Origin of the sequence: Streptomyces sp. NPDC059092 (assembly GCF_042756365.1) — a bacterium.
In the GTDB taxonomy this organism is placed as follows: Bacteria; Actinomycetota; Actinomycetes; order Streptomycetales; family Streptomycetaceae; genus Streptomyces.
In genome coordinates, this window is record NZ_JBHZEJ010000009.1 from 1 (window position 1) to 26,764 (window position 26,764).

Genomic DNA, 26,764 nt, shown 5'->3' on the forward strand with positions numbered 1-26,764 from the left:
GCCCCTCACCGGGCCGGGCACCAGGCCCTCGTCGTGCCGTCGCCGTCGCCGGAGCTACGCGTCCGACTCGACGTCCGTGATCCGCAGCCCCGCGTGGGCCTTGTAACGGCGGTTCACCGAGATGAGGTTGGCGACCAGCGACTCCACCTGGTGGGCGTTGCGCAGCCGGCCCGCGAAAACCCCGCGCATCCCGGGGATCCGGCTCGCCAGCGCCTGGACGAGGTCGGTGTCCGCGCGTGCCTCGCCCAGCACCATCACGTCCGTCTCGATCCGCTCCACCTCCGCGTCCTGGAGGAGCACCGCGGAGAGGTGGTGGAAGGCGGCGGTCACCCGTGAGTCCGGCAGCAGGGCGGCGGCCTGTTCGGCCGCGCTGCCCTCCTCGGGCTTCAGGGCGTACGCGCCCTTCTTGTCGAAGCCGAGCGGGTTGACGCAGTCGACGACCAGCTTGCCCGCCAGTTCCTCGCGCAGCGACTCCAGCGTCTTGGCGTGCCCGTCCCACGGCACGGCGACGATGACGAGGTCGCTGCGGCGCGCGCAGTCGGCGTTGTCGGCCCCCTCGACGCCGTTGCCGAGTTCGGCCGCCGCCGCCTCGGCCCGCTCGGCCGCCCGGGACCCGATGATCACCTTCTGTCCGGCCCGTGCCAGCCGGTAGGCGAGCCCCTTGCCCTGCGGCCCCGTACCGCCCAGCACGCCGACGACCAGCCCCGAGACGTCGGGGAGGTCCCACGGGTCCTTGGCGGCGGGCCTGGCCGCGGGCTGAGCGGGCTGGTTCGGCGTGCTGCCACTGTCCGTTGAAGTCATGGTCAGACTCTACGGGTCGGTAACCGGGGCTTCCGACAGCCCCGTTCGCCGGGTGCCGGGCCCCCGGTCCCCGTTCGGGTGAGACGTGCCGGGATCCGCCACGCCCGGCGCCCTCCTGCGGCAGGATGCGGGCCCATGGATGCCGTACGCGTCGCACTGCTCCGCGAAGTCCTCACCGGTACGGAGTGGCCGTCGGCGACCCGGCGGTTCGCGGGGGCGCTGCGCTCCTCCGTCGTACCGCACGGCGGCGGCCTGCTGCTGGTCGGGACCGAGGCGTACGAGCCGTGGCACCTCGCCGCGCATCTGGTGGACGAGGCGGCCTGGTCCGGTCAGCCGGAGCTGAACCCCACCCTCGTACGCCACCGGGTGCGGCCCGGCGATCCGGCGCATCTCGCCGTCGGGCTCGGCCGTCTGGAGGCGGCGGGCCGGGGTGAGACCCTGCTCGTCGTGGCGCCGGAACGGCCGGACGGCGGGCTGCTGGAGCGGGTGCACGACGCGCGGCGCGCCGGGGCGACGGTGCTGTCGCTGGACGGCGGCGACGCGGAGGTACGGGGGCTCGCGCACGACGCGCTGACGGTGGCCGTGGCGGACGCGGCACAGGGCGTGGACCTGGACACCGTGCAGCATCTGGTGGCCGCCGCCACCGGCGAGAACACCCTGCCCGCGTCACGCGGCCGGCGGCGCTTCCGGGACCGGTTGTCGCGCCTGGCGGACCAGTTGACGGCGCCGCCGCCCGCCCGCTGGTGAACCGCGACCTCCCTGGTGAGCCGCACGGTCTCCGACGGGCCGCCCGGCCCCGCCCGTTGAGCCACCTGGCCTCCCCGTGGAGCCACCCGCTCCTCCCCGGGCGCGTCACACGATCGGTTTGCCGTAACACCCCCACCCCACGCACCATGGCCTCTCGTGACCACAGCCCCTCTCCGTTCGATCCGCTCGATCCTGCCGGATCTCTCCCCGTTCCGCTCCTCCCGGGATTTCCGGCTGCTCTGGGTGCAGGGGCTGGTGACGACCTTCGGCAGCTTCATGGCGATGATCGCGCTGCCGCTCCAGATCAAGGACCTCACCGGATCCCCCCTCGCCGTCGGCGCGATGGGCGCCGTGGAGCTGGTGCCGCTGATCGTTTTCGGACTGTACGGCGGGGCCCTCGCCGACGCCGTCGACCGGCGCCGCGTCATCCTGCTCACCGAGGCGGGGCTCGGCCTGCTGGCCGCCCTCCTGCTGCTGAACGCCCTGCTGCCGCAGCCCATGCTGTGGCCGCTCTACGTCGTGGCCGCCGGGGTCTCCGCGCTCGCCGGGCTCCAACGGCCCGCGCTCGACTCGCTGATGGCCCGCATCGTGCCGCACGACCAGCTCACCGCGGCGGCGGCGCTCAACGCGGCGCGCTGGCAGCTCGGTACGATCGCGGGCCCCTCGGTGGCGGGCGTGGTCGTCGCGTACGCCGGTCACGCCACCGCGTACGGGATCACGATCCTGGGCTTCGCCGCCTCCGTACTCCTCTGCCTGCGCCTGTCGCCCGCGCCCGCCGCGCACGACGCCGAGCGCCCGTCGCTGCGCGGCATCGCGGAGGGCGCGCGCTACGCGTGGAGCCGGCCGGTGCTGCTGGGGACGTACGCGATCGACCTGGCCGCGATGTTCTTCGCCTTCCCGAACGCGATCTTCCCCTTCCTCGCCGACGAACTGGACGCGCCCTGGTCGCTCGGGCTGATGTACGCGGCGGGCGCGGTCGGTTCGGTCATCCTCAGCGTGACCAGCGGCTGGACCTCCCGGGTGCGGCGGCACGGCCTCTTCGTGGTGTTCGGCGCCGCCGGGTGGGGGCTGGCGATCACGGCCGCCGGGTGGTTCTCCAACATCTGGCTGGTACTGGTCTGCCTGGCCTTCGCCGGCATGGGAGACACCCTGAGCGGGCTGGGCCGCTCGACCATCTGGAACCAGACGATCCCGGAGGAGCTGCGCGGCAGGCTCGCGGGCATCGAGGTGCTCTCGTACAGCATCGGCCCGCAGCTCGGCCAGGTGCGCGCGGGCGCGATGGCGGGCTGGACGGGGACCAGGCCGGCGGTCTGGAGTGGCGGGATCGCGTGCCTGGCGACGGTGGGGCTGCTGGCGGCGGTGCTGCCGAGGCTGGTGACGTACGACGCGGACACGGACGAGGACGCGCTGCGCCGCCGCGCCCAGAAGGAGGCGTCCGCTCCGGGGGCGGTCGCGGGGACGGCGACGGGGACGGCGGTGCCGGGCGCCACCGCTCCCGGTACGCCCGCTCCCGGTACGGAGACGGCGGCGCCCTGAGCCGGCGCGGTCCGCGAGAGCCGGACGGCGGGACGGCCCGGATTCATCCCACAGCCCACGCAGGCCCGTCAGGCCCGTTCAGGCCCATCGGGGCCTTCAGGTCCGTCAGGGCCGCTCTTCGACGCGTCGTGCCAGCGCGGGTCCGTCTCCCACTCCAGGTTCCGTTCCCGCGCCGTCTCCATCGCGTGCTCCGCCTCCTGGCGGTTGGGGTACGGCCCGAAGCGGTCCTTGGCGGGGCACTCGGGCCCCTCCTCCACCTTCTGGTGCAGCAGGCAGTAGTACCACTCGCCGGGCTTGCCGACCGTGCGCTTCTTGAACAGGGCCATCATCGGCTCCTTCCTCTGTCCTCTGACGTCATGCTGCCCCACCTGGACCGGTTGAGCCCTGCCATAGACTCGCTGGCATGTCTGGCCAGTCGCTGCTCGCACCAGGGGAGATCTCTCCCGCCCGTTCCGTCCCCGGAAAGATCCGGCGCCCCGAGTACGTCGGGAAGCCCGCTCCCACCCCGTACACCGGGCCGGAGGTGCAGACCGCCGAAACGATCGAGCTGATGCGGATCGCCGGACGCATCGCCGCCCAGGCGATGGAGGAGGCCGCGAAGCTCATCGCGCCGGGCGTGACCACGGACGAGCTGGACCGGGTCGCGCACGAGTTCATGTGCGACCACGGCGCCTACCCCTCGACGCTCGGTTACCGGGGGTTCCCCAAGTCGCTCTGCACTTCGGTCAACGAGGTCATCTGCCACGGGATCCCGGACTCGACCGTGCTCCAGGACGGCGACATCGTCAACCTGGACGTCACCGCGTACATCAACGGGGTGCACGGCGACAACAACGCCACCTACTTCTGCGGGAACGTCGACGAGGAGTCGAAGCTCCTGGTGGAGCGGACGCGCGAGGCGCTGAACCGCGCCATCAAGGCGGTACGGCCGGGGCGCAGGATCAATGTGATCGGGCGGGTCATCGAGTCGTACGCCAAGCGGTTCGGCTACGGCGTGGTCCGGGACTTCACCGGGCACGGGATCAGCTCGTCCTTCCACTCCGGGCTGATCATCCCGCACTACGACAGCCCGCACGCCACCACGCTGATCGAGCGGGGCATGACGTTCACGATCGAGCCGATGCTCACCCTCGGCACGTACGAGCACGACATGTGGGCCGACGGCTGGACCGTGGTGACGAAGGACCACAAGCGGACCGCGCAGTTCGAGCACACGCTCGTGGTGACGGAGACGGGCGCGGAGATCCTGACGCTGCCGTGAGCCGCGCGGACGCCTGACCACGCGAAACCCCGGTATTGCCCTGTGGCGGTACCGGGGTTACGTTTTTACCGACAGGACGTCGGGAACCATTGACTTAGGTAAGCCTAAGTAAGAGTATCGGTCATGGCGGCCGTCCGTGCCTACGCACGTACGCCGGACCCGGCGCCAGTCCGTCCTTCCCGTCCCCCTCGGTCTCCGGAGGCCCGCCTTGGACGCAACCGCCACCACCGCCACCCCCTTCTCCACGCTGATCCGGGTCGCCTCGCACCAGCAGCACACGGAGGCGGAGACGTCGTCGTTCATGAGCGACCTCCTCGGCGGCCGGCTCGGGGTGGACGCGTACACCCGCTACACGGAGCAGCTCTGGTTCGTGTACCGCGCACTGGAGGGCGCTTCCGAGACGCTGAGAGAGGACCCGGTCGCCGGGCCCTTCATACAGAACGAACTGGCGCGCACCCCCGAGCTGGAGCGCGACCTGGCCCACCTGCGGGGCGCCGACTGGCGTACGGGGCTTGAGCCGCTGCCCGCGACCGCCGCGTACGCCGCGCGGGTCGAGGAGTGCGCGCGCGAGTGGCCCGGTGGGTTCGTGGCGCACCACTACACGCGCTACCTCGGGGACCTCTCCGGCGGCCAGATCATCCGCGACAAGGCGGAGAGGACCTGGGGCTTCGCCCACAAGAGCGACGGCGTACGGTTCTACGTCTTCGAGGGGATCTCCAACCCGGCCGCCTTCAAGCGCGGATACCGGGAGCTGCTGGACGCGGTCGCGGCGGACGACCTGGAGAAGCAGCGGATCATCGACGAGTGCAAGCGGGCGTTCGACTTCAACGGAGCGGTGTTCCGGGAGCTGGGCGCGGAGTTCCCGCTGAGCGCGTAGCCGTACGTACGGCGCTCAGCGGGCGTGCTCCGAGAGCAACCGCACCCGCCCGCCGAGCTCGATGGTCCCGTCGGGTCCGGGGGCGGTGATGAGCTGCGAACCCCGGCCCTGCGTGATGTTGAGCGCACGGCCGAGCCGCGCCGTGAGCAGCAGGGCGGCGGCGCCGGTCGCCTCGTCCTCGACGATGCCGTCGTCCCGGCGCGGAAAGGCCCGCGCCCTGACCCGCCCGGCGGCCTCGTCCTCCCAGGCCCACGCGTACAGCCACCCCTCGCCGGGCGGCGGCCCGGGCAGCGCGTCGACCTCGGCGGCGGAGGCGTACCGCTCCAGCGTGCGCGGCGGCGCCCACTCGGGGCGCGCGGTGATCCAGGTGAACTCGCCGTCCTGCCGCACCCAGACCTCCCCGGCGGGCGGGTTCACCGCCTCCAGATCGAGCAGCCAGGCCGCGCCGACGAGCGGATGCCCGGCGAACGGCAGCCGCAGCCCGGGGGTGTAGATGTCGACCACGCCCCGGTCGGGATCGTCCACGAACACGGTCTCGCTGTAGCCGAGTCCGGCGGCGATGGCCTGCCGCGCCACCCGGTCGGGGTGGTGCCGCCCCTCGCGGACGACCCCGAGCAGGTTGCCGTGCCGGCCGTCGGGACCGCAGAAGACGCTGAGTACGTCGATGTCGGCCACGGTCGGGGTCGGGGTCGGGGTCGCAGCCCCAGTCACAGTCACAGTCACGCACGCATTCAAACATCACCCGCCCTTGGCCCACCCGCACCCCCGGCGGTGGGCACGGTGGCCGGCCGCGGCCCTTCACCCCGCAAAGCGGAACGGCGTTCCGCGTTGCCGAAGTCGAACGGCGTTCCGTTTACGCGCCACAGCGGGCGGCAGCGGACAGCCAACGCAGAGGGAGCTCCATGAAGTACCGCACACTGGGCAGGACCGGCATCAAGGTCAGCCCGTACCGCCTGGGCGCGATGATGTCCGGCGCCGCGGGGAACCCGGATCACGAGGACTCCGTCCGGATCATCCACAAGGCGCTGGACGCGGGCATCAACTTCGTCGACACCGCCGACGCCTACTCACGCGGCGAGTCCGAGGAGATCGCCGGGAAGGCCCTCAAAGGCCGCCGGGACTCGGTGGTGCTGGCCACCAAGGCCCATCTCCCGATGGGGAACGACCCCAACCAGCAGGGCAATTCGCGGCGCCGGCCGGTCCGCGCGCCGGAGGACTCGCTGCGCCGCCCGGGGACCGACCACGTCGACCTGTTCCAGGTGCACAGGCCCGCACCGGACACCGACGTGGAGGAGACGCTTTCGGCGCTCACGGACCTCGTGCGCGCGGGCAAGGTCCGGACCATCGGCGCCTCGACGTTTCCCGCCTCGGACATCGTCGAGGCGCAGTGGGTGGCCGCCCCGACGAGCCCTCCGCCGCCTGAGGGCACGGCCGGGCCGCTCGCGGAACCGCCGCGCGTTCCCGTCGGCCCGCCCTGAGCGGCATCCGGTACACAGCGGCGCGGCATCGCGATCACCAGGGCTGGAGGGCCGGCCCCAGGGTGCCCAACGCGCCCCGGGGCGCCCCCGGACCCCTCCGGCGCGCACCCGGCCCCCCCGGTACGCGCCCTCGGCACACACCCTGATTCATAGATCCGATGTGTCGAGAGAAACTGCGGCTGAATCCACGCCTGACACCACACCTGGCGCCGCCTCATCCATTGACAGGCAGTCAGCCAGTCCGTACGTTCCCGCAATACACCCGATGTATTGACGGTCCATCAGGCATGGAGGGCACACGCATGACCTCACAGCCGAGAAAGGTCTTATCGACACGCAGAGCCGTACTCGGCTCCGCGCTGGGCGGCGCGGCGCTCGCGTCGTTGCCCGGGACCGCCCACGCGGAGCCGGGCGCCGCCGGGGGCGCCGCGACAGGGGCGGAGGCGGCGCGGGCGCAGCCGTGGAAGCTGAGCAACCGCATGTCCGGCAGCGGCGACTGGGCCGGCTTCCTGCGCCGGCAGGACCTGGTCTGGAGCCGGCTGCCCGCCCTGTGGCACGAGGGGCCGTTCCTGGGCGACGGGCTCCTGGGCAGCATGGTCTACAAGGAGCCGGACGCCAACAAGATCCGCTTCACCGTCCAGCACGGGCGGGTGCAGGACCACCGGCCCGCCCTCGGCAGCGGCTGGGGCACCTGCCGGCTGCCGGTGGGGCATCTGACGCTCGACCCGGTCGGCACCATCACGGCGGTCGACTGGCGGCTGAGCCTGTGGAACGCGGAGCTCAGCGGTACGGTCACCACCTCGTCCGGCACGCTCACCCTCACCGTCTTCATCCACGACGAGATCCTCGTCGCCCGGGTGCGGGCGGGCGGCGGCGAGCGGGTCCGCTGGACGTTCCACCCCGAGGCGGCGATGAGCCCCCGGCAGATCAGTGAGGAGCCGCCCGCCGACTACGTCGCCAACCCGGCCTGGTCGACCCGTACCACCAGCGGCGTCAAGCAGGTGCTCCAGCCGCTCACCGGTGGCGGTCAGACCGCGACGGCCTACCGGCAGACCGGTGACGTGTTCCTGCTCAGCGTCGCGCACAGCCACCCCTCCACCAGCGAGGCGGCGGCCGTCTCGCTCCGGAAGATCCAGCGGGCCGAGGCGTACGGAACCCTCCGCGACGGGCACCTCCGCTGGTGGCACGACTTCTACCGCAAGAGCTTCGTCTCCCTGCCCGACGAGCGGTTGCAGAGCTTCTACTGGATCCAGCTCTACAAGGTCGCCTGCGCCACCCGGGCGGGCACCCCGGTGATGGCCACCTCCGGGCCGTGGCTGGAGCCCACACCGTGGCCCGCGGTGTGGTGGAACCTCAACGTCCAGCTGGAGTACTGGCTCATCCACGGCTCCAACCATCTGGAACTCGACTCGCTGACCGCCACCCTCCGCCAGAACCAGGAGCGGCTGACCGCCAATGTGCCCGCCGCCTACCGCGCCGACAGCGCCGGGGTGGGCCGCAGTTCGGACATGTTCGCCACCCGGAGTGTCGGAACCCCGGGCAGCGGCGCCGAGGTCGGGGACCTGACCTGGGCGCTGCACAACGTGTGGCTGAGCTACCGGCACACCATGGACGGGACGCTGCTGCGGGACACACTCTTCCCGCTGCTGCGCCGCGCGATCAACTACTACCTGCACTTCCTCACTCCGGGCAGCGACGGCAAACTCCATCTGCCCAGCACGCTCTCCCCCGAGTACCCGGTCGTCCCGCCGCAGGACACCAACTACGACCTCGCGCTGATCCGGTGGGGCTGCCAGACCCTCCTCGACGCCTCCGCACGCCTCGGTGTCGACGATCCGCTGAAGCCGCGGTGGCAGGAGGTGCTGGCCCGGCTCACGCCGTACCCGACCGACAAGAACGGCTTCATGATCGGCGCGGACACGCCGTACGCCCAGTCGCACCGGCACTACTCGCACCTGCTGATGGTGTATCCCCTCTACCTCGTCAACTGGGACCAGCCGGAGAACCGCGAGCTGATCGAGAAGTCGCTCGTCCACTGGCACGCGCTGACCGGCGCCCACCGCGGCTACAGCTACACCGGCGCCGCCTCGCTGTACGCGATGGCGGGACGGGGGAACACCGCGCTCAGCTATCTGGAGCTGTTCTTCGACCCCACCACCCGCTTCCCCTGCCGTGCCAACACCCACTACACCGAGGCCGGACCGGTCATCGAGACGCCGCTGTCGGCCTCGCAGTCCCTGCACGACATGCTCTGCCAGAGCTGGGGCGGAACCGTCCGGGTCTTCCCCGCCGTCCCGGACGCCTGGAAGGACGTCACCCTGCACGATTTCCGGACGCAGGGCGCGTTCCTCGTCAGCGCGGTGCGCGAGGCGGGCGTCACCCGGTTCATCCGGGTCAGGAGCCTGGCGGGCGAGCCGCTCAAGCTCAAGCACGGTCTGACCGGCACCCTCACGGTGCTGCTCGACGACGGCACACCGGCCAGGACGGAGGACCTGGGGAACGGCACGCTGGCCATCACCGTGCCCAAGGGCCGTGAGGTGCTGGTCCACTCCGGGGCCCGGCCTGACCTGGTCATCGCGCCGGTCGGCATCTCGGAACCGGGCACCGCCTGGGGTCTCCCGTAACCCTTGGGTTCTCCTGTGGTCGCCGTACGCGGGAAGGGCCGGGTACGGCTCAGGCCCCCGGGGCCATATCGGTCCCGGGGGCCTTCGAACTCCGTTGTGCCGGCGGAGTGTTACGCCGTCGGCTCCCCCAGCGCCTCACCGCGGCGGCGAGCCACGAGGACCGCGGCCGCGCCCGCCGCCGCGATCGCGCCCGCCGCGCCCAGGAGGGCGCCCGTGGGGAGGCCGGAGCCCGTGGAGGCCAGGGCGCCGCCCGTGGAACCGCCCACGGTTCCGCCGCCCACCGAGCCGCCCGTGGTACCGCCGGTGGTACCGCCCGTCGTGCCGCCCGTGGCGCCGGGGAGGTTCGCGTCGGCGTCGAGGGAGATCGTGAGGGTCAGCGGGTCGAGGGCGGTGTTCTCCGGGTACATGCCGCCGAACGCCTTGGTGCCGTCGGCGGTGAGCGTCGCGGGCACGGCCTTCAGGGTGACGACGCCGTCCTTGGCGGCCGGCGGCGCGGCCGGTACGTCGAGGGTGGCGACGACGAGGTCCTTGTACGAGGAGACCTTGTGCGTCGCGCGGTCCTTGGTGGAGACGTCCGCGACCAGGGTGCCCTTGCCGTCCTTCACCTTGACCTGGAGGCCGCTGAGGCGCAGGTCGAGTGTGTACGTACCGTCGGACTCCTTGTGTCCCAGGAAGCGGACCGTACCGCCGAGGGAGGCGTCGAGGGTTCCCTCGGCCGCGTCGAAGTCGCCGGTGGCCTTCGGGAAGCGGTAGGCGGCGCCGGCGGGCTGGGTGGCGCCGTCACCGAGTTCGACCTTGCCGGAGGCGATCGGGCCGGTGACGTACGACCGGAAGGACTCCTTCACGCCCCAGTCGAGGTTGCCGTCGGCGATCGCGCCGTCCTCGGTGGACGGGGCCGGCTCCGAGGCCGTGACGCTCGGGCCTGCCGTGGGCCCGGCCGACCGGGTGGGCCGGGTGGTCGGAGTCGGGGTCGGAGTCGGCTGGGTGCTCGGCGCCTCGGAGGTGGGGGGCGCCGTCGGGGTCGGGGTGGGCGTGGGGGTCGGGGAGGAGGTGGCCGCCTCGTAACCGACGGAGAGCGTCGCCTTGTCCAGCTCCGTGCCTTCGGCGTACATGCCGTTGAACGCCTTGGCGCCGTCGGCGGTCAGTTTGGCGGGGATGTCCTTGAAGACCATCGTGCCGTCGGCGTTCTCCGGGCGAATGCCCGTCAGGTCGACGGAGGCCAGCTCGATGTCGGGCTGGGTGGCGCCGTTGAGGGTGACGTCGGCCTCGATGGCGCCGCTCGTCCCCGAGGTGACCAGTCTGATGTCGGCGATCTTGATGTCGAAGCCGTGGGCGGTGGAGGAGAAACGGACGCCGCCGTCGAACGCCGTGGCCATGTCGTTGCTCGTGGAGTCGTACGTTCCGGTGCCGTTGACGAAGGTGAACGGGCCGTTGCCGGTGGCCTGGGTGGCGCCGTCCGACGGCGTGATGGCGCCTGCGGCGATGCCCGTCACGTACTTACGGAAGGACTCCTTCAGGCCCCAGTCCAGGGTGCCGTCCTTCAGTACGAAGTTCGGCGCGGCGGCAGGCGCGGCGGCCGGGGCCGCTGCCGGGGCCGCTGCCGGGGCGGCGTTGAGGCCGCCCGACGCGAGCGCCGGGAGGGTGAGCACGGTCGCGCCGAGTGTGACCGCCGTGGCGATGGCGGCGGCGAGAGCTATGGGGCGGCGAGTGGCTGCCATGGGCGGGATACTCCTCGATGGTGTGATGCGGGAGGGCACGAACGCGTGCGAGACGTGCGGGGGAGGCGGACCGTCAGGACGGATCCGACGGATCCGACGGGCCCGAGGAACCGGAGTGACCGGAAGAGCTGGGGGAACCGGGGGAACCGGGGGCGCTGTCCGCCGCCGTGGCCGCGCGCCGCCCGCGTGCGAGGAAGACCGCGAGTCCGGCGGCCAGGACCACTCCGGCGCCGATCGCCGTGTACGTCCCCGCCCCCACGGAGGACACGGACGACACGGACGACCCGGTGTCGGTCCTGGCCGCGGCGGACTCCGTACGGGACGGCGTGGGCGAGGGCGCCGGGGTGGCCGTCGCCGCGTCGCTGCCCAGGTCCGGCAGCGCGGGGAGCTTCGCCTTCGCGTCGACGGTGACGGCGAGCGAGACGGGGTCCATCTCCGTACCGGCCGGGTAGAGGGAGCCGAAGCTCTTGGCGCCCTGTTCGGTCAGTTTCGCGGGGGTCTCGGTGAGGGAGGCGAGGCCGTCCTCCGGTGTGAAGTCCTGGGCGGCGAAGGTGACGAGAGGGACGGCCTTGCGCGGCGGGCTGCCCTCGGCCGTGTCGGTGACATCGGCGAAGAGCGTGCCCTTGCCGTCCTTCACCACCACGGCGACCTCGCTCAGCGTCAGATCGAGCCGGGTGCCGGTGAAGCGGACGCTGCCCGCGAAGTCGGCGTCGAGGGTGCCCTTTCCCGCGTCGTACGAGCCCTTGCCCCGGGGGAAGCGGAAGAGCGCGCCGCCGTCCTGGGCACCGTCGCCGAGCGTCCACTCGCCCTGGGCGATGGAGCCGGTGACGTACTCGCGGTACGTACGGCGGACGCCCCAGTCGACGGCGGCGTCCCGGAGTGCGGCGGTCGTGGGCTTCGCGGTCGTCCCGGCACCCTCCTCCTTCTCCTCGGCGGCCTCGGTCTCCGGCGCCGGCTCCGCCGTCTTCTTCGCGGCGGCGACGTCCACGGAGAGGCTGACGGGGTCGAGCGCCGTACCGGCCGTGTAGTACCCGGCGAACGCCGCCGCGCCCTGCGCGGTGAGCGTCGCGGGGACGCCGCTGAGGGCGATCGGCGAGGAGCCGCCGCGCATGTCGATGCCGGAGAGGTCCAGGGAGGCGAAGGGGACCTGGGAGGACGTGGTGACCTTGCCCGAGCTCTTCGCCTTGCTGACCATGTCGGCGTGGAGGGTGCCCTTGCCGCCGGAGATCCGCACGGTGGGGCGCGAGATGCTGAGGTCGAGTTCGTGCGAGCCGTCGGACTTCTGGTGGCCGGCGAAGCGCACGCCGCCGGAGAAGGCGGAGCGGAAGGCGCCGCTGTCCGGGTCGTACGAACCGGTCGCCGAGTGGAACCGGAACTGGCCGCCCACCGTGGCCGCTCCCCCGGTCAGGCCCCAACTGCCCTGCGCGACAGGCCCGGTGACATAGCTCAGGAAGGAGGATTTGATGCCCCAGTCCAGCCTGCCGCCCTGCACCGTACGGTCCGCCGCGTGCGCGCCGGCGGCCGGGAGCAGCGCCACCGGCAGCGCCATGAGGAGCGCGACGAGCAACGTGACGGGGAACGTGCCGGGGTGTCCGGCGGAGAACCCGACGCGGAACGGGCGTACGGGTCTGAAGGACAGCATGGGGTCACTCCCGCATCTGGACTCTGGACGTGAGACAGCCCGAGGTCTGGCAACCGAGGTAAGGCTAACCTAAGCTACTTCCAGCCTGTGTCGGAACCCTTCCGCCACAGAAGCCTCGAAACCGGAATCCGAATCCGCGTCCGGACGTCTGGAGTTCCGGCGTCCGGACACGGAATCCCCGAAGAAGGACGGTGCGCTCCGTGCGCAGATCACGCCTGGCGGGTGCGCTCGTCTCCGTGCTCGCCCTCGCCCTGGCCGCCACGGGCTGCGGCGGCGGTACGGGAGGTACCGGCGTTACGGGTGGTACGGGAGGTACCGGTGGTACGGGCGGTACGGAACAGCGCGCCGCGCGGGCCGCCGGGGCCGCCGACCGGCTGGAGCCTCTGGCACCGGCCCCGAAGCCCCGGCTGCCCGTCACCGTCGACTCGGCGGACGGCGGCAAGGTCACCGTCACCTCCACCGACCGGATCGTGCCGCTGACCGGATCGCTGAGCGAGATCGTCTTCACACTCGGCCTCGGCGAGCGGGTCGTGGCCCGCGACATCACCGCCACGTTCGAACAGGCCGCGAAGCTGCCCGTGGTGACGCGCGCCCATGACGTCTCGGCGGAGGGCGTGCTCTCCCTCAAGCCGACCCTCGTCCTCGCCGACACCACCACGGGCCCCGCCGAGGCCATCGGGCAGATCCGGGCGGCGGGCATCCCGCTCCTCGTCGTCGAGCCGGCCAAGAGTCTCGCCGACGTCGGCAAGCGGATCGACGCGGTGGCGGGGGCGCTCGGCGTCACGGCGGCCGGAACGGAGCTGAAGGAGCGTACGGAGCAGCGGATCGCCGCCGTACAGAAGGACATTCCGGCGCACGAGGGCGAGCGGAAGCCGCGCGTCGCCTTCCTCTATCTGCGCGGTTCGGCCTCCGTCCATCTGCTCGGCGGCGCCGCCTCCGGGGCGGGTTCGCTGCTGGAGGCGGCCGGCGCGGTCGACGCGGGCAAGGAGTCGGGGCTCACGAAGGACTTCACCCCGATCACCAGCGAGGCCCTGGTGAAGGCCGCGCCCGACGCGATCCTGGTGATGACGAAGGGGCTCGCGTCGGTGGACGGGCTCGACGGCCTGGTGAAGATCCCGGGTGTCGCGGAGACACCCGCGGGCATGGACCGCAGGGTCGTCTCCGTCGAGGACGGGGTGCTGCTGAACTACGGCCCGCGGACGGACGAGGTGCTGGCGTCCATCGTCGAGCAGCTCTACCCGGACGAGAAGTGACGGGACGAGAAGTGACGGGACGGGACGGGACGATCAGTCCTGCCGCGCGGGTCCCGAAGGCCCGGGAGGCCTCGGGTCCACCGCCGACCGGCACCGGCGCCCCCGGTACGCGGTGGCGCCCCGGCGCCACCGTCCTCCTCACCGCCGGGCTCGCCGGCGCGCTCGTCGTCCTCTGCCTGCTCTCCGCCGGGACCGGCGCGTACGACATCCCCCTCGGGGACGTCCTCGCCTCCCTCCAGCACCGGGTGGGGCTCGGCGGCGTGCCGCTCGACCGGGTCGGGGAGAGCGTCCTGTGGAACGTACGGCTCCCCCGTGTCGTCCTCGCGCTGCTCGTCGGCGCCTCGCTCGGCTGCGCGGGCGCGCTGATGCAGGGCGTGTTCGGCAACCCGCTCGCCGAGCCGGGCGTCATCGGGATCTCGTCGGGCGCGGCGGTCGGCGCGGTCGCCTCGATCGCGCTGGGGCTGAGCTTCTTCGGCAACTGGACGGTGACGGTCTGCGCGTTCGTCGCGGGGCTGGCGACGGTCCTGCTGGTGTACGCGCTGTCCCGCTCGGGCGGCCGTACGGAGGTGGTCACGCTCATCCTCACCGGCATCGCGGTCAACGCGTTCGCGGGCGCGCTGATCGGGCTGTTCATCTTCTTCGCGGACAACGCGCAGATCACCCAGATCACCTTCTGGCAGCTCGGTTCGCTGGCCCAGGCGACCTGGCCGAAGGTGCTCGCGGTGCTGCCGTGCGCGCTGGCCGGGCTGGCGATCGCGCCGTTCTCGGCGCGGAAGCTGGACCTGCTGTCGCTCGGTGAACGGCCCGCGCGTCACCTGGGTGTGGACGTCGAGAGGCTGCGGATCCTGCTGGTGCTGGTCGTCGCGCTGCTGACCGCGGCGGCGGTCGCGGTGGCCGGGATCATCACGTTCGTGGGGCTGCTGGTCCCGCATCTGCTGCGGATGGCGAACGGGCCCGGCCACCGCTTCCTGGTTCCGGGCAGCGCGCTCGGCGGCGCGCTGATCCTGGTGGCGGGCGACCTGGCGGCCCGTACGGTGGCGGCGCCCGCCGAACTTCCGCTGGGGGTGCTGACCGCGCTCTTCGGCAGCCCGTTCTTCTTCTGGCTGCTGCGCAGGACCCGTCGTAGGCAGGGTGGTTGGGCATGAGTCCGCGCGAACAGGGTGGTGGGGCATGAGCCTGCGCACGCAAGGTGGTGGGGCATGAGCCTGCGCACAACGGTCGGGAGGCTGTTCGCCGCGCGGGGGCGCGCCCTGCCCTCCCCCGTCGCCCCCGGCTCCCCGGTCGCCGAAGTGTCCGGGCTCCATCTCCGGCTCGGGCGGCGCGAGGTGCTGTCCGGGATCGAGCTGGTCGCACGGGCCGGCGAGGTCGTCGCCCTCGTCGGGCCCAACGGGGCCGGGAAGTCCACCCTGCTCGCCGCGCTCGCCGCCGATCTGCCGGCCGACCGGGGCACCGTACGGATCGACGGTCGCCCCGTGCGGGAGTGGGCCCCGGCCGAACTGGCCCTGCGCCGCTCCGTACTGCCGCAGGCCGCGACGGTCTCGTTCCCCTTCCCGGTGGCCGATGTCGTACGGATGGGCCGGGCGCCGTGGGCCGGGACCGTACGGGAGGACGAGGACGACGAGGCGGTCGCCGCGGCGATGGCGGCCACCGAGGTCGCCGGCTTCGCCGCCCGCCCCTTCTCCGCGCTCTCCGGCGGCGAGCGCGCCCGGGTGGCGCTCGCGCGGGTCCTCGCCCAGCGGGCGCCGCTGCTCCTGCTCGACGAGCCGACGGCCGCGCTCGACCTGCGCCACCAGGAACTCGTCCTGCGGCTCTGCCGGGAGCGCGCGGCGGCGGGCGACGCCGTCGTGGTCGTCCTGCACGATCTGGGGCTGGCCGCGGCCCACGCGGACCGTACGGCCGTGCTGCACGACGGGCGGATCGCGGCCGAGGGGCCGCCCGCCGAGGTCTTCCGCGACGCGTTGCTGAGCCGGGTCTACCGCCAGCCCGTGGAGGTGCTGCCGCACCCCCGTACCGGCGTCCCGCTGATCGTGCCCAAGCGTCCCGGCTGACACGCCCGTCCGCTCACCACCCGCCCTTCTTGACCCCGGCTTTGCCCTGCCGTGGGGCGGCCGAGGGGCGGCTGTGACCTGCCTGTGTCCGGGGGTCACTCCGGGGCGGGAGTGAGAGCTGAATCACTGGACGCAGGGGTACCACTCAGGTAAGCCTAAGTTAAGTTGAGCCCGCCACATTCTCCTGCGATGTCGGCATTGCCGCCTTGCCTTCCGTTTGTTCCGTTGTCCGTTGCCTCGTTCGGATCCCATCCGTTTCCCGCCCCTCGTGGAGCCTCGTATGCGACCTGCCCGTCTCTCCGTCGTCACCGCCACCGCCGCGGTGGTGGCCTTGACCGCCGTCACGGGGTGCGCCGAGAAAAGCGAGTCCAAGGGCGGCACGGGCGCCGTCCAGGTCACCGCGAAGGACGACGCCTGCGAGGTCTCCGCGAAGGAGTTCCCGGCCGGCCATCTCGAACTGGCCGTCGAGAACAAGGGATCCAAGGTCACCGAGGTCTACCTCCTCTTCCCCGACGACCGGATCGTCACCGAGCGCGAGAACATCGGCCCCGGCACGAAGGCGAAGATCACCGCCGAGGTGAAGGCCGGTGCGTACGAGATCGCCTGCAAGCCCGGCATGAAGGGCGACGGCATCCGGCAGAAGGTCACCGTGACCGGCGGGACCGCCGCCAGGCGCAGCCCGGAGATGGACGCCGCGGTCGCCGCGTACCGCACGTACGTCCAGGCACAGGCCGACGCGACGCTGCCGAAGGTGAAGGTCTTCACCGACGCCGTGCGCGCCGGGGACCTGGAGGCCGCGAAGAAGGCGTACGCGCCGTCGAGGATCGGCTGGGAGCGTACGGAGCCAGTCGCCGAGTCCTTCGGCGACATCGACCCGAAGGTGGACGTGCGCGCCGACGGCCTGGAGCCGGGCCAGAAGTGGACGGGCTGGCACCGGCTGGAGAAGGAACTCTGGCAGGACAAGAAGCTCGGTCCGGACGCGAAGGCCCTCGCCGACGCCCTCGACAAGGACCTGCTGGACTGGCAGAAGCGCGTGGGCCGCGCCGAGATCACCCCGACGTCCATGGCCAACGGCGCGAAGGAGCTCCTCGACGAGGTCGCCTCCGGCAAGGTCACCGGCGAGGAGGAGCGGTACAGCCACACCGACCTGGTGGACTTCCAGGCCAATGTCGAGGGCGCGGAACACTCGTACGAGCTGCTGAAGCCGGTGGCCGCCAAGAACGATCCGGCGCTGGTGACCGAGCTGGACAAGCGGTTCGCCGCACTCAACACGCTGCTGGACACGTACCGGGACGGCACGGACCCGGCGGGCACGTCGGGCACGTCGGGCACGAAGGACTCCACCGGCTCGGCGGACTCGTACGCGTTCACGTCGTACGACAAGGTCGGCGAGGCCGAGCGCAAGGAACTGTCCGACGGCGTCAACGCACTGGCCGAGCCGCTGTCGAAGCTCGCCGCCGCCGTGGTCAAGTAGGAGACCGCCCACGATGTCCGGCGTCGACGAGACGAACGAAGCGAAGAACGGGGCCGCGCCCGCCCCCTCCCGGCGCGCCCTGCTCGGCTGGGGCGGTGCCGGGCTCGCGCTCGGGGCCGCCGCGGCCGGGGGCGCCGTGGCGGCGGTCCGGGACGGGGCCGCGGCCGAGCCCGCCGCCGGCACCGGCGCGGCCGTGGCCTTCCGCGGCGCGCACCAGGCGGGCATCGCCACACCCGTCCAGGACCGGCTGCACTTCGCCGCGTTCGACGTGACGACCGACGACCGCGCGGAACTGGTCCAGCTGCTCAAGGACTGGACGCGGGCCGCCGAGCGGATGACGGCGGGGCACGCGGTCGGCGAGGGCGCGTACGGCGGTCTCGCCGAGGCGCCGCCGGACGACACGGGCGAGGCGCTGGGGCTCAGGCCCTCCCGGCTCACCCTGACCGTGGGCTTCGGCCCCGGGCTCTTCCAGCACGGCACGGAGCGGAAGGACCGGTTCGGGCTGGCGGCGCGCCGGCCCGACGCACTGGTCGACCTGCCACGGTTCCCCGGCGACAACCTCGACCCGGCGCGCGGCGGCGGCGACCTCTGCGTCCAGGCGTGCGCGGACGACCCGCAGGTCGCGGTGCACGCGATCCGCAATCTGGCCAGGATCGGCTTCGGGAAGGTCGCGGTGCGCTGGTCGCAGCTCGGCTTCGGCAAGACGTCGTCGACGACGCCCGGCGCGCAGACCCCGCGCAACCTGTTCGGCTTCAAGGACGGCACCAGCAACATCGCCGTCACCGAGACCGACGCCCTGGACCGCTACGTGTGGGTGGGCGCGAAGGAGGCGCCCGGCTGGCTCGCGGGCGGCTCGTACCTCGTGGCCCGCCGCATCTCGATGCGGATCGAGAGCTGGGACCGTACGCCGCTCCAGGAGCAGGAGGACGTCTTCGGCCGGGACAAGGGCGAGGGCGCGGCGGTCGGCAAAGCGCGCGAGCACGACAAGCCCAACCTCGCGGCGATGCTGCCGGCCTCCCACGTACGGCTGGCCCATCCGGACGCGCACCACGGGGTACGGATGCTGCGCCGCGGCTACTCCTTCACGGACGGTACGGACGGGCTCGGCCGGCTCGACGCGGGGCTGTTCTTCCTGGCGTACCAGCGGGACGTGCGGGACGCGTTCATCCCCGTACAGCGGTCACTGGCGCGCTCCGACGCGCTCAACGAGTACATCCAGCACGTGGGTTCAGCGGTCTTCGCGATCCCGCCGGGCGTCCGGGACGAGGACGACTGGTGGGGCCGGGCACTGCTCACCTGAACTGCGCATCTTCGCAAAGGAGTTCCGACGTGTTCGGAAACTATCTGATCGGCCTGCGTGAGGGGCTGGAGGCGAGCCTCGTCGTCTGCGTCCTCATCGCGTATCTGGTGAAGACGGGGCGGCGCGACGCGCTGCGGCCCATCTGGACCGGTATCGGCGTCGCCGTGATCCTCGCGCTGGGCTTCGGCTTCGGGCTCGAATTCGGCTCGCAGGAGCTGACGTTCGAGGCGCAGGAGGCGCTGGGCGGCTCGCTGTCGATCCTCGCGGTGGGTCTGGTGACCTGGATGGTCTTCTGGATGCGGCGTACGGCGCGGCATCTCAAGACCGAGCTGCACGGGAAGCTGGACGCGGCGCTGCGGATGGGAACGGGCGCGCTGGTCGCGACGGCGTTCCTCGCGGTGGGCCGGGAGGGGCTGGAGACGGCGCTGTTCGTGTGGGCGTCGGTGCGCGCCTCGTCGGACGGTACGCACGCGCCGCTGATCGGGGTGCTGCTCGGGATCGCCACCGCGGTCCTCTTGGGGTGGCTCTTCTACCGGGGCGCGCTGCGGATCGATCTGGCCCGGTTCTTCACGTGGACCGGCGGAATGCTGGTGGTCGTGGCGGCGGGTGTGCTCGCGTACGGGGTCCACGATCTCCAGGAGGCGCGCTTCCTGGGCGGGCTGTCGGAGAAGGCGTTCGACATCAGTGCGACGATCCCGCCGGACAGTTGGTACGGCACGCTCCTCAAGGGCGTCCTCAACTTCCAGCCGGACCCGACGGTGCTCCAGGTCACCGTCTGGTTCCTGTATCTGGTCCCGACGCTCGCGCTGTTCCTGGCCCCGGTAGGGTGGCGATCCGTTCGTACGGGTCTTGGTAGGCGTCAAGGAGCAGAGGCGGCCGATGAGCAGGCGGGGAAGGCCGATGCGGGGAACGGGCCGGACGGCGGGACGCACGGCGGGCCGGGCCACGCGCCGGGCGGTGGCGGCCCTCGCGGCGGTGACGGTGCTGTCACTGACGGCGAGCGGGTGCGTGACGGTGCACGGGGAGCTGGCGGTCCTGCCGTCGGCGGACCGGAGTGAGGCCGAGCGCGCCCTGAAGGATTTCACCGACGCGTACAACGCGGCCGACAAGGCGTACGATCCCGCGCTCGACGCGGACCGGGTGACCGGCGCGCTCGGCGCGATCAACCAGGCCGGCCTGAAGGCGCGTTCCATCACGTCCCCGAACGGGAACCCCGCGCACCAGGCGCTGGAGCTGGGGGACGCGAAGTTCACCATCCCGAAGAAGGCCGGCTGGCCGCGCTGGTTCGTGGCGGACACCGACAGCAACCGGGACCAGGACGACGGCGGCGCGCAGGACACCCGCTGGGTGCTGGTCTTCCTGCGCGGCGGGCCCGGCCAGAAGTGGGAGGTCCCGTATCTGACGATCCTCGCGGCGGACGCGGTCCCGGAGTTCAGGACGGACGGCGAGGGCTGGGGCGAGGCGGTGGAGCCGGGCAGCAAGGGGCTGGCGGTGGCGCCGAAGGATCTGAGCGCGGAGTACGCCTCGTACCTGGAGGACGGCGAACCGGACCACTTCGCTGACGGACCCCACACCAGCGAGTGGCGGGAGACCCGCAGGAAGCGGGAGCGGCTGCCGGGCCTGACGACGCAGTACATCGATCAGGCGGCCAGCAGCGGCGACTTCGATCCGCTGGGGCTCGCGACGGAGGACGGCGGCGCGCTGGTCTTCTTCGCCACGCGCTACTTCGAGCGGCTGACGGGCGCGAAGGGTGTCAAGCCGCAGGTGAACGCGGATGTGAAGGCGCTGACGACGGGCGAGGTGACGAGCACGCTCACGAAGGAGTGGATCTCCAGCCAGGCCGTCCTGGTCCCGCCGGCCGGCGCGGGCGACCCGAAGGTGACGGTGGCGGGACGGCTCCAGGGCGTCATAGCGGCGAAGGGCTCGTAGGCGCGGGGCGCGTGGTGGCGCGGCCTGTGGTGACGTGGCCGCGGTGGCGCGGGGCGCGTGGTGGTGCGGGGCGGACGTGCGCGTTACGGGCCCGATGCGGTCATCGCGGACACGGCGCACGCGTCGCGGGCGATCCACCGCGTCCCGAGCCCGCCCCCGGAAGTTCGCTCGCCGGCGGCGGGCCGTGCGGGCCGGAGACCGGCCGGCGGGTACTGGCCCGGGCGGCGGGCCGGAGACGCCAGGACGATCTTCCGCGCCGAGCGGACCGCGGCCTCGAAGGCGGCCGGATCCCGGCCGATGTGTTCGGCGCCCGCACACATGACACCGGACAGCGACTCCACCGCGAGGCGCACGTCGCGGACATCCCGGAACCCTCCGCGCGCGATGCCGTCCCGGACGACGTTCTCCACCTCGGCCAGGATCGCGTGGAACGGGTTGCCGCAGAAAGGCGAACCCGCCGATCGAGTCCGGGACGACGGGGCGGGGAAGGACGTCGCTACGCCGCCTCGCCGGTGTCGGCGTGGTCGCCGACACCGGCGTCGGCGACCACGCCGACGAGGGTGTCGATGAGCTCGTCGGCGGTGGCGTGCAACCCGTCCGCGCCCAAGTGGCCGCTGAGCTCCATTTCCGCGATGCCGTGGGTGCTGGTGAGCACCAGGGCGGCGTAGTGCCGCGCGTTCCGCTCCCCGGCGAGGCCGGTGACGATGGCCAGGAACTCGCCCTGGAAGCGTCCGGCCGCGCGCATGCGGTCCACGGCCGGGTCGTCCGCCGGTCCGCAGAGCTGGCGCCGGACGCGGTCGAGTCCTTCACCGAGTTCCTCGGGGCGGTGTCCGGAGCGCCTGAACAGCAGCTGGTACAGGTGCGGTTGATCCCGGCCGACACCAATGAGGGCGTGGAGAGCGCCACGCAGCTTGGTGGAGGCCGACAGGGCGGGGTCGGCCCGCAGGGCGTGCACCTGGTCGCCGATCCGTTGCCAGCTCTCGGTCACGACGGCGGTCAGCAGGCTGTCCTTGCCCGTGAAGTGCCGGTACGGCGCCCCCCGGCTCACGCCTGCCCGTGCGCCGACTTCGCGCAGGGTGACGGCTTCGGGGCCGCCGAGGTCGAGGAGCTGGGCGGCCGCGTCGAGCAGGGCGCGGCGAGTGAGGGCGGCGGACTCCGCACGGGTGACCATGACACCCATCATACGGTTGACAGTGTCATCCGGGCTGCTAGCGTAGCGAAGGTGACAACGTCATCTGAAACCCAGAAGCTGATCGTCGTAACCGGAGCCTCCACGGGCATGGGCGCGTCAGCCGCCCGCGAACTGGCTCGCCGGGGATTCCACGTCCTGGCCGGCGTGCGACGCGACCGTGACGCCGACGCCATCCGGTCGACCGGCGTCGAGCCGGTCATCCTCGACATCACCGAGTCCGAGCACGTGGAGGCCCTCGCAGCGAGGGTCGCCGACGACGCGCGCCCCCTGCACGCGCTCGTCAACAACGCCGGTGTCCAGGTGAACGCCCCGGTCGAGGCCCTGCCGATGGCGGAGTGGCGGCGGGTGTTCGAAGTCAACCTGTTCGGTCACATCGCCGTCACGCAGGCGCTCCTGCCCGCGCTGCTGCGCAGCAAGGGCCGTGTGATCAACATCAGTTCGATCGGCGGCAAGTTCGCCATGGCCACGTACGGCGCGTACGCCGGCGCGAAGTTCGCCCTGGAGGCGGTCAGCGACTCGCTCCGCCGCGAGGTCGCACCGCTGGGCGTCCAGGTGGTCGTGGTCGAGCCCGGCGGCGTCCGCACCGAGATCGCCGCCCGCGGGATCGCGACGGCGAACGACCTGGCCGCCCGGATGACCCCGGAGCAGGACGAGCGCTACGGCAGCCTGGTCCGGGCGAACAACAGGTTGATGGCCTCGGGCACCGCCTCGGGCCTGACCGCCGACGCCGCCGCCCGGGTCATCGCGAAGGCCGTGACGGCCCGCAAACCGCGCACCCGCTACACCGCGGGCCGGGACGCCGCCCTGATCATCCGCCTGGGCCGGGTGATGTCCGACCGCACGCTCGACCGCGTCCTCGCCGCCAACCTGCGCCGCCACTACCCGAAGGCAGCCGCGGCCTGACCCACCGGTACTCCCGAAACACGCCTGGGCTCTGTCTGGCAAATCCCGCCTGGCCCGCGACGCCTGCCACGCACGCTCGCCGCGTTGCCGGAGTCGTCCGCGTACGTCCGGGCCGTCGAGGGTGCCGATCCTCCGCCTTGCGATCGCGCTCGGCATCCAAGGGAGGATTCAGTGCGCCGAGACGGAGCGAGCGGAGCGAGTGCAGTGCACCGGACGCCGCGCGCCCCGCCCTACGTGCGGACGGCGCTACTTGTCAGACAGAGCCTAGCGACCCAGGGGCCAGGCCACCGCGTGCGGGTCCAGTTCGCCGTTCTCGCCCGCGTACCGCGCGCACGCGTCGGTCAGCGTCTCCAGGAGGGTCAGCGGATCGGGGAGCGGGTGTTCGGGGCCGCGGAGCCAGCCGACGGCCAGTTCACCGGGGAGCCGCGCCGGGGGTACGAGGACGTAGCTGCCCCGGCAGTGCCAGCGCAGCCCGGGGTGCTCGTCCATCGTCTCGGGGTGGCAGTCCAGTTCGCAGGGCCACCACTCGTCCTCGTCCTCCGGGGTGCCTCGCGTCGCGGTGAAGAAGAGCATCCGGTCGCCACCGGAATCGGCGACGGGGCCGACGTCGATGCCCTGCTCCAGCAGGCGTTCCAGGGCACGGCTGCCCGCTTCGAGAGGGACGTCGAGAACGTCGTGGATCATGCCCGTCGCGGTGATGAAGTTCGCCTCGGGCTGGTTGCGCGCCCACCGTTCGATCTGGGCCCGGTCGGTCGTGGACTGGGTCTGCCAGGCGAAGGAGATGGGGTGTCTGGCCGGGGTGGGACAGCCGATGCGGTCGCACGAACATCGGTAGCCGATGGGGTGGGCGGCGGGCGAGACGGGCATTCCCGCTTCGGCCACGGCGAGCAGCAGCGCCTCACGGCCCGCCATGTCTCCCTCAAGCGCGGAATCGCCGGCGCTCTTCTTGGGTCGCCTGCGCAGCCACTGGGGAATCCTGCTCTCCGTGCCGCGGTAGCGGCCGAAATCGTCGCCCATCTATCCCCTCACCCTCATGCTCGTCCCTGCGGACTCTTTCCATGGTCGCACCATCCTGCGCCTCGGGTGGCCGCGCTCCCTCACCGGGGCAGGAGGGCTCATCCCTCGCAAGGGAGGGAATCGCGGCTTATGTGGCGATACGAGGGGGCGATCGGCGGTTCCTGGGCCGTTCACGGGGCGGTGGTCTTCACCACACCCGCCCCACATGCCTCCACGCGCCCCCACGCGCCCCCGGGGCACCGGGGCCACTGGGCTCGACGGTTCAGGTCCGGGGGGCCAGCCCGTGGAGCGCGTACTCGACGACCGTGTCCGCGTACGCGTGCGTCAGCGGCAGTGTCCGCAGCAGCCAGCGGTGGGCGACCGGCCCGACCAGCAGCTCCAGCGCGATCCGCAGGTCGAGGTCGCGCCGTACGGCACCGGCGTCCTGCCCCGCGGCCAGGCGCCGCGTGTACAGCTTGAGCTGTGGTTCGAGCAGTTTGCGCGCGAACTCGGCGCCCAGCTCGGCGTCGATGACCCCCTCGGCGGCGAGCGCCCGGGACGGCAGGTCGTAGACGGGGTTGTTCATCTCGTCGACCGTCGCGCGCAGCACCAGCTTGAGGTCGGTCTCCAGATCGCCGGTGTCGGGGATCTCGTACCCCGTCCCGTCGCCGCCCGCCTCGCGCGCCGCCTGGTCGCTGAGATCCAGGAACGCTTCCAGCAGTACGGCGGCCTTGGAGGGCCACCAGCGGTAGATCGTCTGCTTGCCGACCCCGGCGCGGGCCGCGATGCCCTCGATGGTCGTCCGCGCGTAGCCGACCTCCGTGACCAGGGCGAGAGCGGCGTCGTAGATGGCGCGGCGCGACCGCTCACTGCGGCGCGAGGAGTCGGGTGCCTTGCTCTCAGCCATGGCGGCCAATCTAGCAACCGGTCCGGGTGGCGACGGCCACCCGGAGGAGTGGCGTAACCCGGTACGTACCGTCTCGCCCGGGCGCCTGACGTGCGCGAAGAACCACCCGAACGGTGCACAGCGCGGAGGCCGTGCGCGGCGGACCATGACTCTCACGCACACATCGTGCGCACCGCCGCTCGTGAGGAGCCTCCGTTGCCTCGTGACGCCTCGCCCCGCAGCTACCTCATGTGTCCGCCGGAGCACTTCCGGGTGACCTACTCGATCAACCCCTGGATGGACCCGACCAAGCCCGTGGACCAAGCCCTCGCGCTCGTCCAGTGGGAGGACCTGCGCGACCGCTACCGGGCGCTCGGCCACACCGTCTCCGTACTCGACGCGGAGCCGGACCTGCCCGACATGGTGTACGCGGCGAACGGTGCCACGGTCGTCGACGGCCGGGTCCTGGGGGCGCGTTTCGCGCACGAGGAGCGGTACGGGGAGGCGGAGGCGCACCTGGACTGGTTCCGGAGCCACGGCTACCCGGACATCAGCGAGCCCGTGCACATCAACGAGGGCGAGGGCGACTTCGCCGTCACCGCCTCGTACCTGCTGGCAGGACGCGGCTTCCGGTCGAGCCCGCTCTCCCACGGCGAGGCCCAGGAGTTCTTCGGCCGGCCGGTGATCGGCCTGGACCTGGTCGACCCGCGCTTCTACCACCTGGACACGGCGCTCTGCGTACTGGACGACGCGGCCGACGAGATCATGTACTACCCGGACGCGTTCTCCCCCGGCAGCCGCTCCGTCCTCGAACAGCTCTTTCCCGGCGCCCTGATCGCGGACGGCCCCGACGCGGCCAGGCTCGGCCTGAACGCGGTGAGCGACGGCCTCCACGTCCTGCTGCCGCAGGCCGCCACGGGACTCTTCGAGCCGCTGCGGGAGCGGGGGTTCGAGCCGATCGGGATGGACCTCGGCGAGCTGCTGAAGGGCGGCGGCAGCGTGAAGTGCTGCACGCAGGAACTGCGCAGACCCGCGAGAGCCGTGGAGGCCGTGGCACGGGGCTGAAGCGTGTCGCGAAAGCGGCACGCACGGTGACCCACTCGACCAGCGCATGAGGAAGGTCGAGTGCGGCGGGACAGGGAACCAACGAGGCACCTGTGCTGATGAGTTGAGACTTCGAACATCTCACTCGACGGCACGGGTGCCTCGTGCGTTGCGGCCTCGCTACCGTCACCCCCATCTGCGGCGACTCTGAAAACGCTCAGTCACGGCCAACGGCTTTTCATATCCCTGGCCGCACCGTTCACCACGTCTCCCGCGGCTGCCAGGGCAACGTAAGGGCGACACCGAAGACGCCCACGAGTCGACGACCTTGAGCTCACGCTCACCACGATCGATGGTCCGCAGCGGTCGGATCGGACATCACCCCACATCCGCCCGCCACGGCCACCAACCCGTCGAACCTATTCGGTCACAGCACAAGCAGTGTTCAACGTGCGTTCTTTGCCGCTCGAGAACGAGAGATCCGGGAGTGGGTGAAAGCGTCGATGCAGCCCGCGCCCTTTCCGGGGCGGGTGTTCCAATCACCGACGCGGTCAGCCAGCGCTTCAAGGCGCCGATCGCCTGGGGAGGTGGCTATATGGAAGTGGGACTGTTTGAGTGGGTCCAGCTCTCCGCCCCACGCTACGACTTCGCCCACGTCGGCAAGAATGTCCTCCACCACTGTCACCGCAAGCTCACTCATGCCGTTGGCGGCCGTGCCGCCCAGCGGGTAGAGCATTGGCTGAATCGCCACAGCTGTCCCCGACAGGTAATTCGATTCGAAAGCCGCCCCCACTGTACGGTCCGTGGCGTGCCCTGCCAGCTCCTCGGGCCGGAGCATGTCGATCTCGTAGGCATAGCGGCGGACTACGTACAGCAGCACGGTCGCAGCCGGGCCCTCCGCGAGCCTGACGGTGAGCTTCGGTGCGCCCTGCACCTGGTACTTGGTGGCCTCGGCCAGAATGGCCCAGCCATTTGCGGACTTACGTCCGATCCATTCCTCGCCGTCCGGCAGCTTCACCTGCTCGGCCTTCGGCAGTGGCTTCGACCGGGCCGAC

Annotated in this window: 24 protein-coding genes and 1 pseudogene; 15 read left to right on the forward strand and 10 right to left on the reverse strand. The window is 72.0% G+C overall.

Going from position 1 to position 26,764, the window contains the following annotated elements:
• Positions 1-54: 54 nt before the first annotated feature.
• Positions 55-801, reverse strand: coding sequence for an NADPH-dependent F420 reductase (gene npdG, locus ACFXPL_RS07860; RefSeq protein ID WP_384914215.1), 747 nt, complete (start codon positions 799-801; stop codon positions 55-57).
• Between the two features lie 135 nt (positions 802-936).
• Here npdG and ACFXPL_RS07865 point away from each other — a divergent pair, with 135 nt between their 5' ends.
• Together ACFXPL_RS07865 and ACFXPL_RS07870 are read left to right on the forward strand one after the other, a co-directional pair.
• Complete coding sequence (locus ACFXPL_RS07865) at positions 937-1,548, forward strand: hypothetical protein (protein ID WP_384914218.1); 612 nt, start codon at positions 937-939, stop codon at positions 1,546-1,548.
• 156 nt (positions 1,549-1,704) lie between these two features.
• Complete coding sequence (locus ACFXPL_RS07870; protein WP_384914221.1) at positions 1,705-3,084, forward strand: MFS transporter; 1,380 nt, start codon at positions 1,705-1,707, stop codon at positions 3,082-3,084.
• 68 nt (positions 3,085-3,152) lie between these two features.
• Here the strand turns inward: ACFXPL_RS07870 and ACFXPL_RS07875 are convergent, their stop codons facing one another.
• Positions 3,153-3,410 (reverse strand): hypothetical protein, encoded by a 258-nt coding sequence (locus tag ACFXPL_RS07875; protein WP_384914600.1) that lies wholly within the window; start codon positions 3,408-3,410, stop codon positions 3,153-3,155.
• Positions 3,411-3,487: 77 nt separating this feature from the next.
• Here ACFXPL_RS07875 and map point away from each other — a divergent pair, with 77 nt between their 5' ends.
• Complete coding sequence (gene map, locus ACFXPL_RS07880; protein WP_384914224.1) at positions 3,488-4,345, forward strand: type I methionyl aminopeptidase; 858 nt, start codon at positions 3,488-3,490, stop codon at positions 4,343-4,345.
• Between the two features lie 208 nt (positions 4,346-4,553).
• Positions 4,554-5,222 (forward strand): heme oxygenase (biliverdin-producing), encoded by a 669-nt coding sequence (locus tag ACFXPL_RS07885; RefSeq protein WP_384914227.1) that lies wholly within the window; start codon positions 4,554-4,556, stop codon positions 5,220-5,222.
• A gap of 15 nt (positions 5,223-5,237) precedes the next feature.
• Here the strand turns inward: ACFXPL_RS07885 and ACFXPL_RS07890 are convergent, their stop codons facing one another.
• Entirely contained in the window at positions 5,238-5,945 is a 708-nt protein-coding gene (locus tag ACFXPL_RS07890) for a PhzF family phenazine biosynthesis protein (protein WP_384914230.1), read from the reverse strand.
• A 179-nt stretch (positions 5,946-6,124) separates the two neighbouring features.
• On the opposite strand from ACFXPL_RS07890, the pseudogene ACFXPL_RS07895 reads away from it, so the two are divergent.
• A pseudogene (locus ACFXPL_RS07895) lies at positions 6,125-6,647 on the forward strand (aldo/keto reductase); the annotation flags it as partial.
• Between the two features lie 355 nt (positions 6,648-7,002).
• Positions 7,003-9,324 (forward strand): Tat pathway signal sequence domain protein, encoded by a 2,322-nt coding sequence (locus ACFXPL_RS07900; RefSeq protein WP_384914233.1) that lies wholly within the window; start codon positions 7,003-7,005, stop codon positions 9,322-9,324.
• Between the two features lie 110 nt (positions 9,325-9,434).
• On the opposite strand, the gene ACFXPL_RS07905 is transcribed toward ACFXPL_RS07900, so the two are convergent.
• Together ACFXPL_RS07905 and ACFXPL_RS07910 are read right to left on the reverse strand one after the other, a co-directional pair.
• Positions 9,435-11,042 (reverse strand): HtaA domain-containing protein, encoded by a 1,608-nt coding sequence (locus tag ACFXPL_RS07905; protein ID WP_384914236.1) that lies wholly within the window; start codon positions 11,040-11,042, stop codon positions 9,435-9,437.
• A gap of 73 nt (positions 11,043-11,115) precedes the next feature.
• Complete coding sequence (locus tag ACFXPL_RS07910) at positions 11,116-12,684, reverse strand: HtaA domain-containing protein (RefSeq protein WP_384914239.1); 1,569 nt, start codon at positions 12,682-12,684, stop codon at positions 11,116-11,118.
• A 200-nt stretch (positions 12,685-12,884) separates the two neighbouring features.
• On the opposite strand from ACFXPL_RS07910, the gene ACFXPL_RS07915 reads away from it, so the two are divergent.
• The 7 genes from ACFXPL_RS07915 (at position 12,885) to ACFXPL_RS07945 (ending at position 20,688) form a co-directional block, all read left to right on the forward strand.
• Positions 12,885-13,937, forward strand: coding sequence for a hemin ABC transporter substrate-binding protein (locus ACFXPL_RS07915; RefSeq protein WP_384914242.1), 1,053 nt, complete (start codon positions 12,885-12,887; stop codon positions 13,935-13,937).
• 32 nt (positions 13,938-13,969) lie between these two features.
• Positions 13,970-15,082 (forward strand): FecCD family ABC transporter permease, encoded by a 1,113-nt coding sequence (locus ACFXPL_RS07920; protein ID WP_384914603.1) that lies wholly within the window; start codon positions 13,970-13,972, stop codon positions 15,080-15,082.
• A gap of 54 nt (positions 15,083-15,136) precedes the next feature.
• Positions 15,137-15,985 carry a heme ABC transporter ATP-binding protein gene (locus tag ACFXPL_RS07925; RefSeq protein WP_384914244.1) on the forward strand — a complete coding sequence of 283 codons (849 nt, stop codon included), beginning with the start codon at positions 15,137-15,139 and terminating at the stop codon, positions 15,983-15,985.
• Between the two features lie 280 nt (positions 15,986-16,265).
• Positions 16,266-17,459 (forward strand): iron uptake system protein EfeO, encoded by a 1,194-nt coding sequence (gene efeO, locus ACFXPL_RS07930; protein ID WP_384914247.1) that lies wholly within the window; start codon positions 16,266-16,268, stop codon positions 17,457-17,459.
• Positions 17,460-17,472: 13 nt separating this feature from the next.
• Positions 17,473-18,759: an iron uptake transporter deferrochelatase/peroxidase subunit gene (efeB, locus tag ACFXPL_RS07935; protein ID WP_384914250.1), complete on the forward strand. Its 1,287-nt coding sequence runs from the start codon at positions 17,473-17,475 to the stop codon at positions 18,757-18,759.
• 29 nt (positions 18,760-18,788) lie between these two features.
• Positions 18,789-19,817 (forward strand): iron uptake transporter permease EfeU, encoded by a 1,029-nt coding sequence (gene efeU / locus ACFXPL_RS07940; RefSeq protein WP_384914253.1) that lies wholly within the window; start codon positions 18,789-18,791, stop codon positions 19,815-19,817.
• A complete protein-coding gene (locus tag ACFXPL_RS07945; RefSeq protein WP_384914256.1) occupies positions 19,768-20,688 on the forward strand; it encodes a hypothetical protein in 921 nt (306 codons plus the stop codon). The genes efeU and ACFXPL_RS07945 overlap by 50 nt, the downstream gene beginning before the upstream one ends.
• 83 nt (positions 20,689-20,771) lie before the next feature.
• Here the strand turns inward: ACFXPL_RS07945 and ACFXPL_RS07950 are convergent, their stop codons facing one another.
• Both ACFXPL_RS07950 and ACFXPL_RS07955 read right to left on the reverse strand, forming a co-directional pair.
• A complete protein-coding gene (locus ACFXPL_RS07950; protein WP_384914260.1) occupies positions 20,772-21,098 on the reverse strand; it encodes a hypothetical protein in 327 nt (108 codons plus the stop codon).
• A gap of 86 nt (positions 21,099-21,184) precedes the next feature.
• Positions 21,185-21,859 (reverse strand): TetR/AcrR family transcriptional regulator, encoded by a 675-nt coding sequence (locus tag ACFXPL_RS07955; protein ID WP_384914264.1) that lies wholly within the window; start codon positions 21,857-21,859, stop codon positions 21,185-21,187.
• 51 nt (positions 21,860-21,910) lie between these two features.
• Here ACFXPL_RS07955 and ACFXPL_RS07960 point away from each other — a divergent pair, with 51 nt between their 5' ends.
• Positions 21,911-22,783 (forward strand): SDR family oxidoreductase, encoded by an 873-nt coding sequence (locus ACFXPL_RS07960; protein WP_384914267.1) that lies wholly within the window; start codon positions 21,911-21,913, stop codon positions 22,781-22,783.
• A gap of 264 nt (positions 22,784-23,047) precedes the next feature.
• Here ACFXPL_RS07960 and ACFXPL_RS07965 read toward each other — a convergent pair whose 3' ends face one another.
• Positions 23,048-23,800: a bifunctional DNA primase/polymerase gene (locus ACFXPL_RS07965; protein ID WP_384914269.1), complete on the reverse strand. Its 753-nt coding sequence runs from the start codon at positions 23,798-23,800 to the stop codon at positions 23,048-23,050.
• 262 nt (positions 23,801-24,062) lie between these two features.
• Positions 24,063-24,686 (reverse strand): TetR/AcrR family transcriptional regulator, encoded by a 624-nt coding sequence (locus ACFXPL_RS07970; protein ID WP_384914272.1) that lies wholly within the window; start codon positions 24,684-24,686, stop codon positions 24,063-24,065.
• Between the two features lie 162 nt (positions 24,687-24,848).
• Between ACFXPL_RS07970 and ddaH the strand changes: the two genes are divergently transcribed.
• On the forward strand, positions 24,849-25,730 hold the full coding sequence (gene ddaH, locus ACFXPL_RS07975) for a dimethylargininase (RefSeq protein WP_384914606.1): 882 nt from the start codon (positions 24,849-24,851) through the stop codon (positions 25,728-25,730).
• Positions 25,731-26,154: 424 nt separating this feature from the next.
• Here the strand turns inward: ddaH and ACFXPL_RS07980 are convergent, their stop codons facing one another.
• The gene (locus ACFXPL_RS07980) at positions 26,155-26,727 is read right to left on the reverse strand and encodes a hypothetical protein (RefSeq protein WP_384914275.1); all 573 of its coding nucleotides are present in this window, start codon (positions 26,725-26,727) and stop codon (positions 26,155-26,157) included.
• Between the last annotated feature and the right edge of the window lie 37 nt (positions 26,728-26,764).

Excerpts from the sequence above, each read along its gene's own strand:
- npdG (WP_384914215.1), bottom strand. The coding sequence starts at position 801 with ATGACTTCAACGGACAGTGGCAGCACGCCGAACCAGCCCGCTCAGCCC.
- ACFXPL_RS07865 (WP_384914218.1), top strand. The coding sequence starts at position 937 with ATGGATGCCGTACGCGTCGCACTGCTCCGCGAAGTCCTCACCGGTACG.
- ACFXPL_RS07875 (WP_384914600.1), bottom strand. The coding sequence starts at position 3,410 with ATGGCCCTGTTCAAGAAGCGCACGGTCGGCAAGCCCGGCGAGTGGTAC.
- map (WP_384914224.1), top strand. The coding sequence starts at position 3,488 with ATGTCTGGCCAGTCGCTGCTCGCACCAGGGGAGATCTCTCCCGCCCGT.
- ACFXPL_RS07900 (WP_384914233.1), top strand. The coding sequence starts at position 7,003 with ATGACCTCACAGCCGAGAAAGGTCTTATCGACACGCAGAGCCGTACTC.
- ACFXPL_RS07905 (WP_384914236.1), bottom strand. The coding sequence starts at position 11,042 with ATGGCAGCCACTCGCCGCCCCATAGCTCTCGCCGCCGCCATCGCCACG.
- ACFXPL_RS07910 (WP_384914239.1), bottom strand. The coding sequence starts at position 12,684 with ATGCTGTCCTTCAGACCCGTACGCCCGTTCCGCGTCGGGTTCTCCGCC.
- ACFXPL_RS07925 (WP_384914244.1), top strand. The coding sequence starts at position 15,137 with ATGAGCCTGCGCACAACGGTCGGGAGGCTGTTCGCCGCGCGGGGGCGC.
- efeO (WP_384914247.1), top strand. The coding sequence starts at position 16,266 with ATGCGACCTGCCCGTCTCTCCGTCGTCACCGCCACCGCCGCGGTGGTG.
- efeB (WP_384914250.1), top strand. The coding sequence starts at position 17,473 with ATGTCCGGCGTCGACGAGACGAACGAAGCGAAGAACGGGGCCGCGCCC.
- ACFXPL_RS07955 (WP_384914264.1), bottom strand. The coding sequence starts at position 21,859 with ATGGTCACCCGTGCGGAGTCCGCCGCCCTCACTCGCCGCGCCCTGCTC.
- ACFXPL_RS07965 (WP_384914269.1), bottom strand. The coding sequence starts at position 23,800 with ATGGGCGACGATTTCGGCCGCTACCGCGGCACGGAGAGCAGGATTCCC.
- ACFXPL_RS07970 (WP_384914272.1), bottom strand. The coding sequence starts at position 24,686 with ATGGCTGAGAGCAAGGCACCCGACTCCTCGCGCCGCAGTGAGCGGTCG.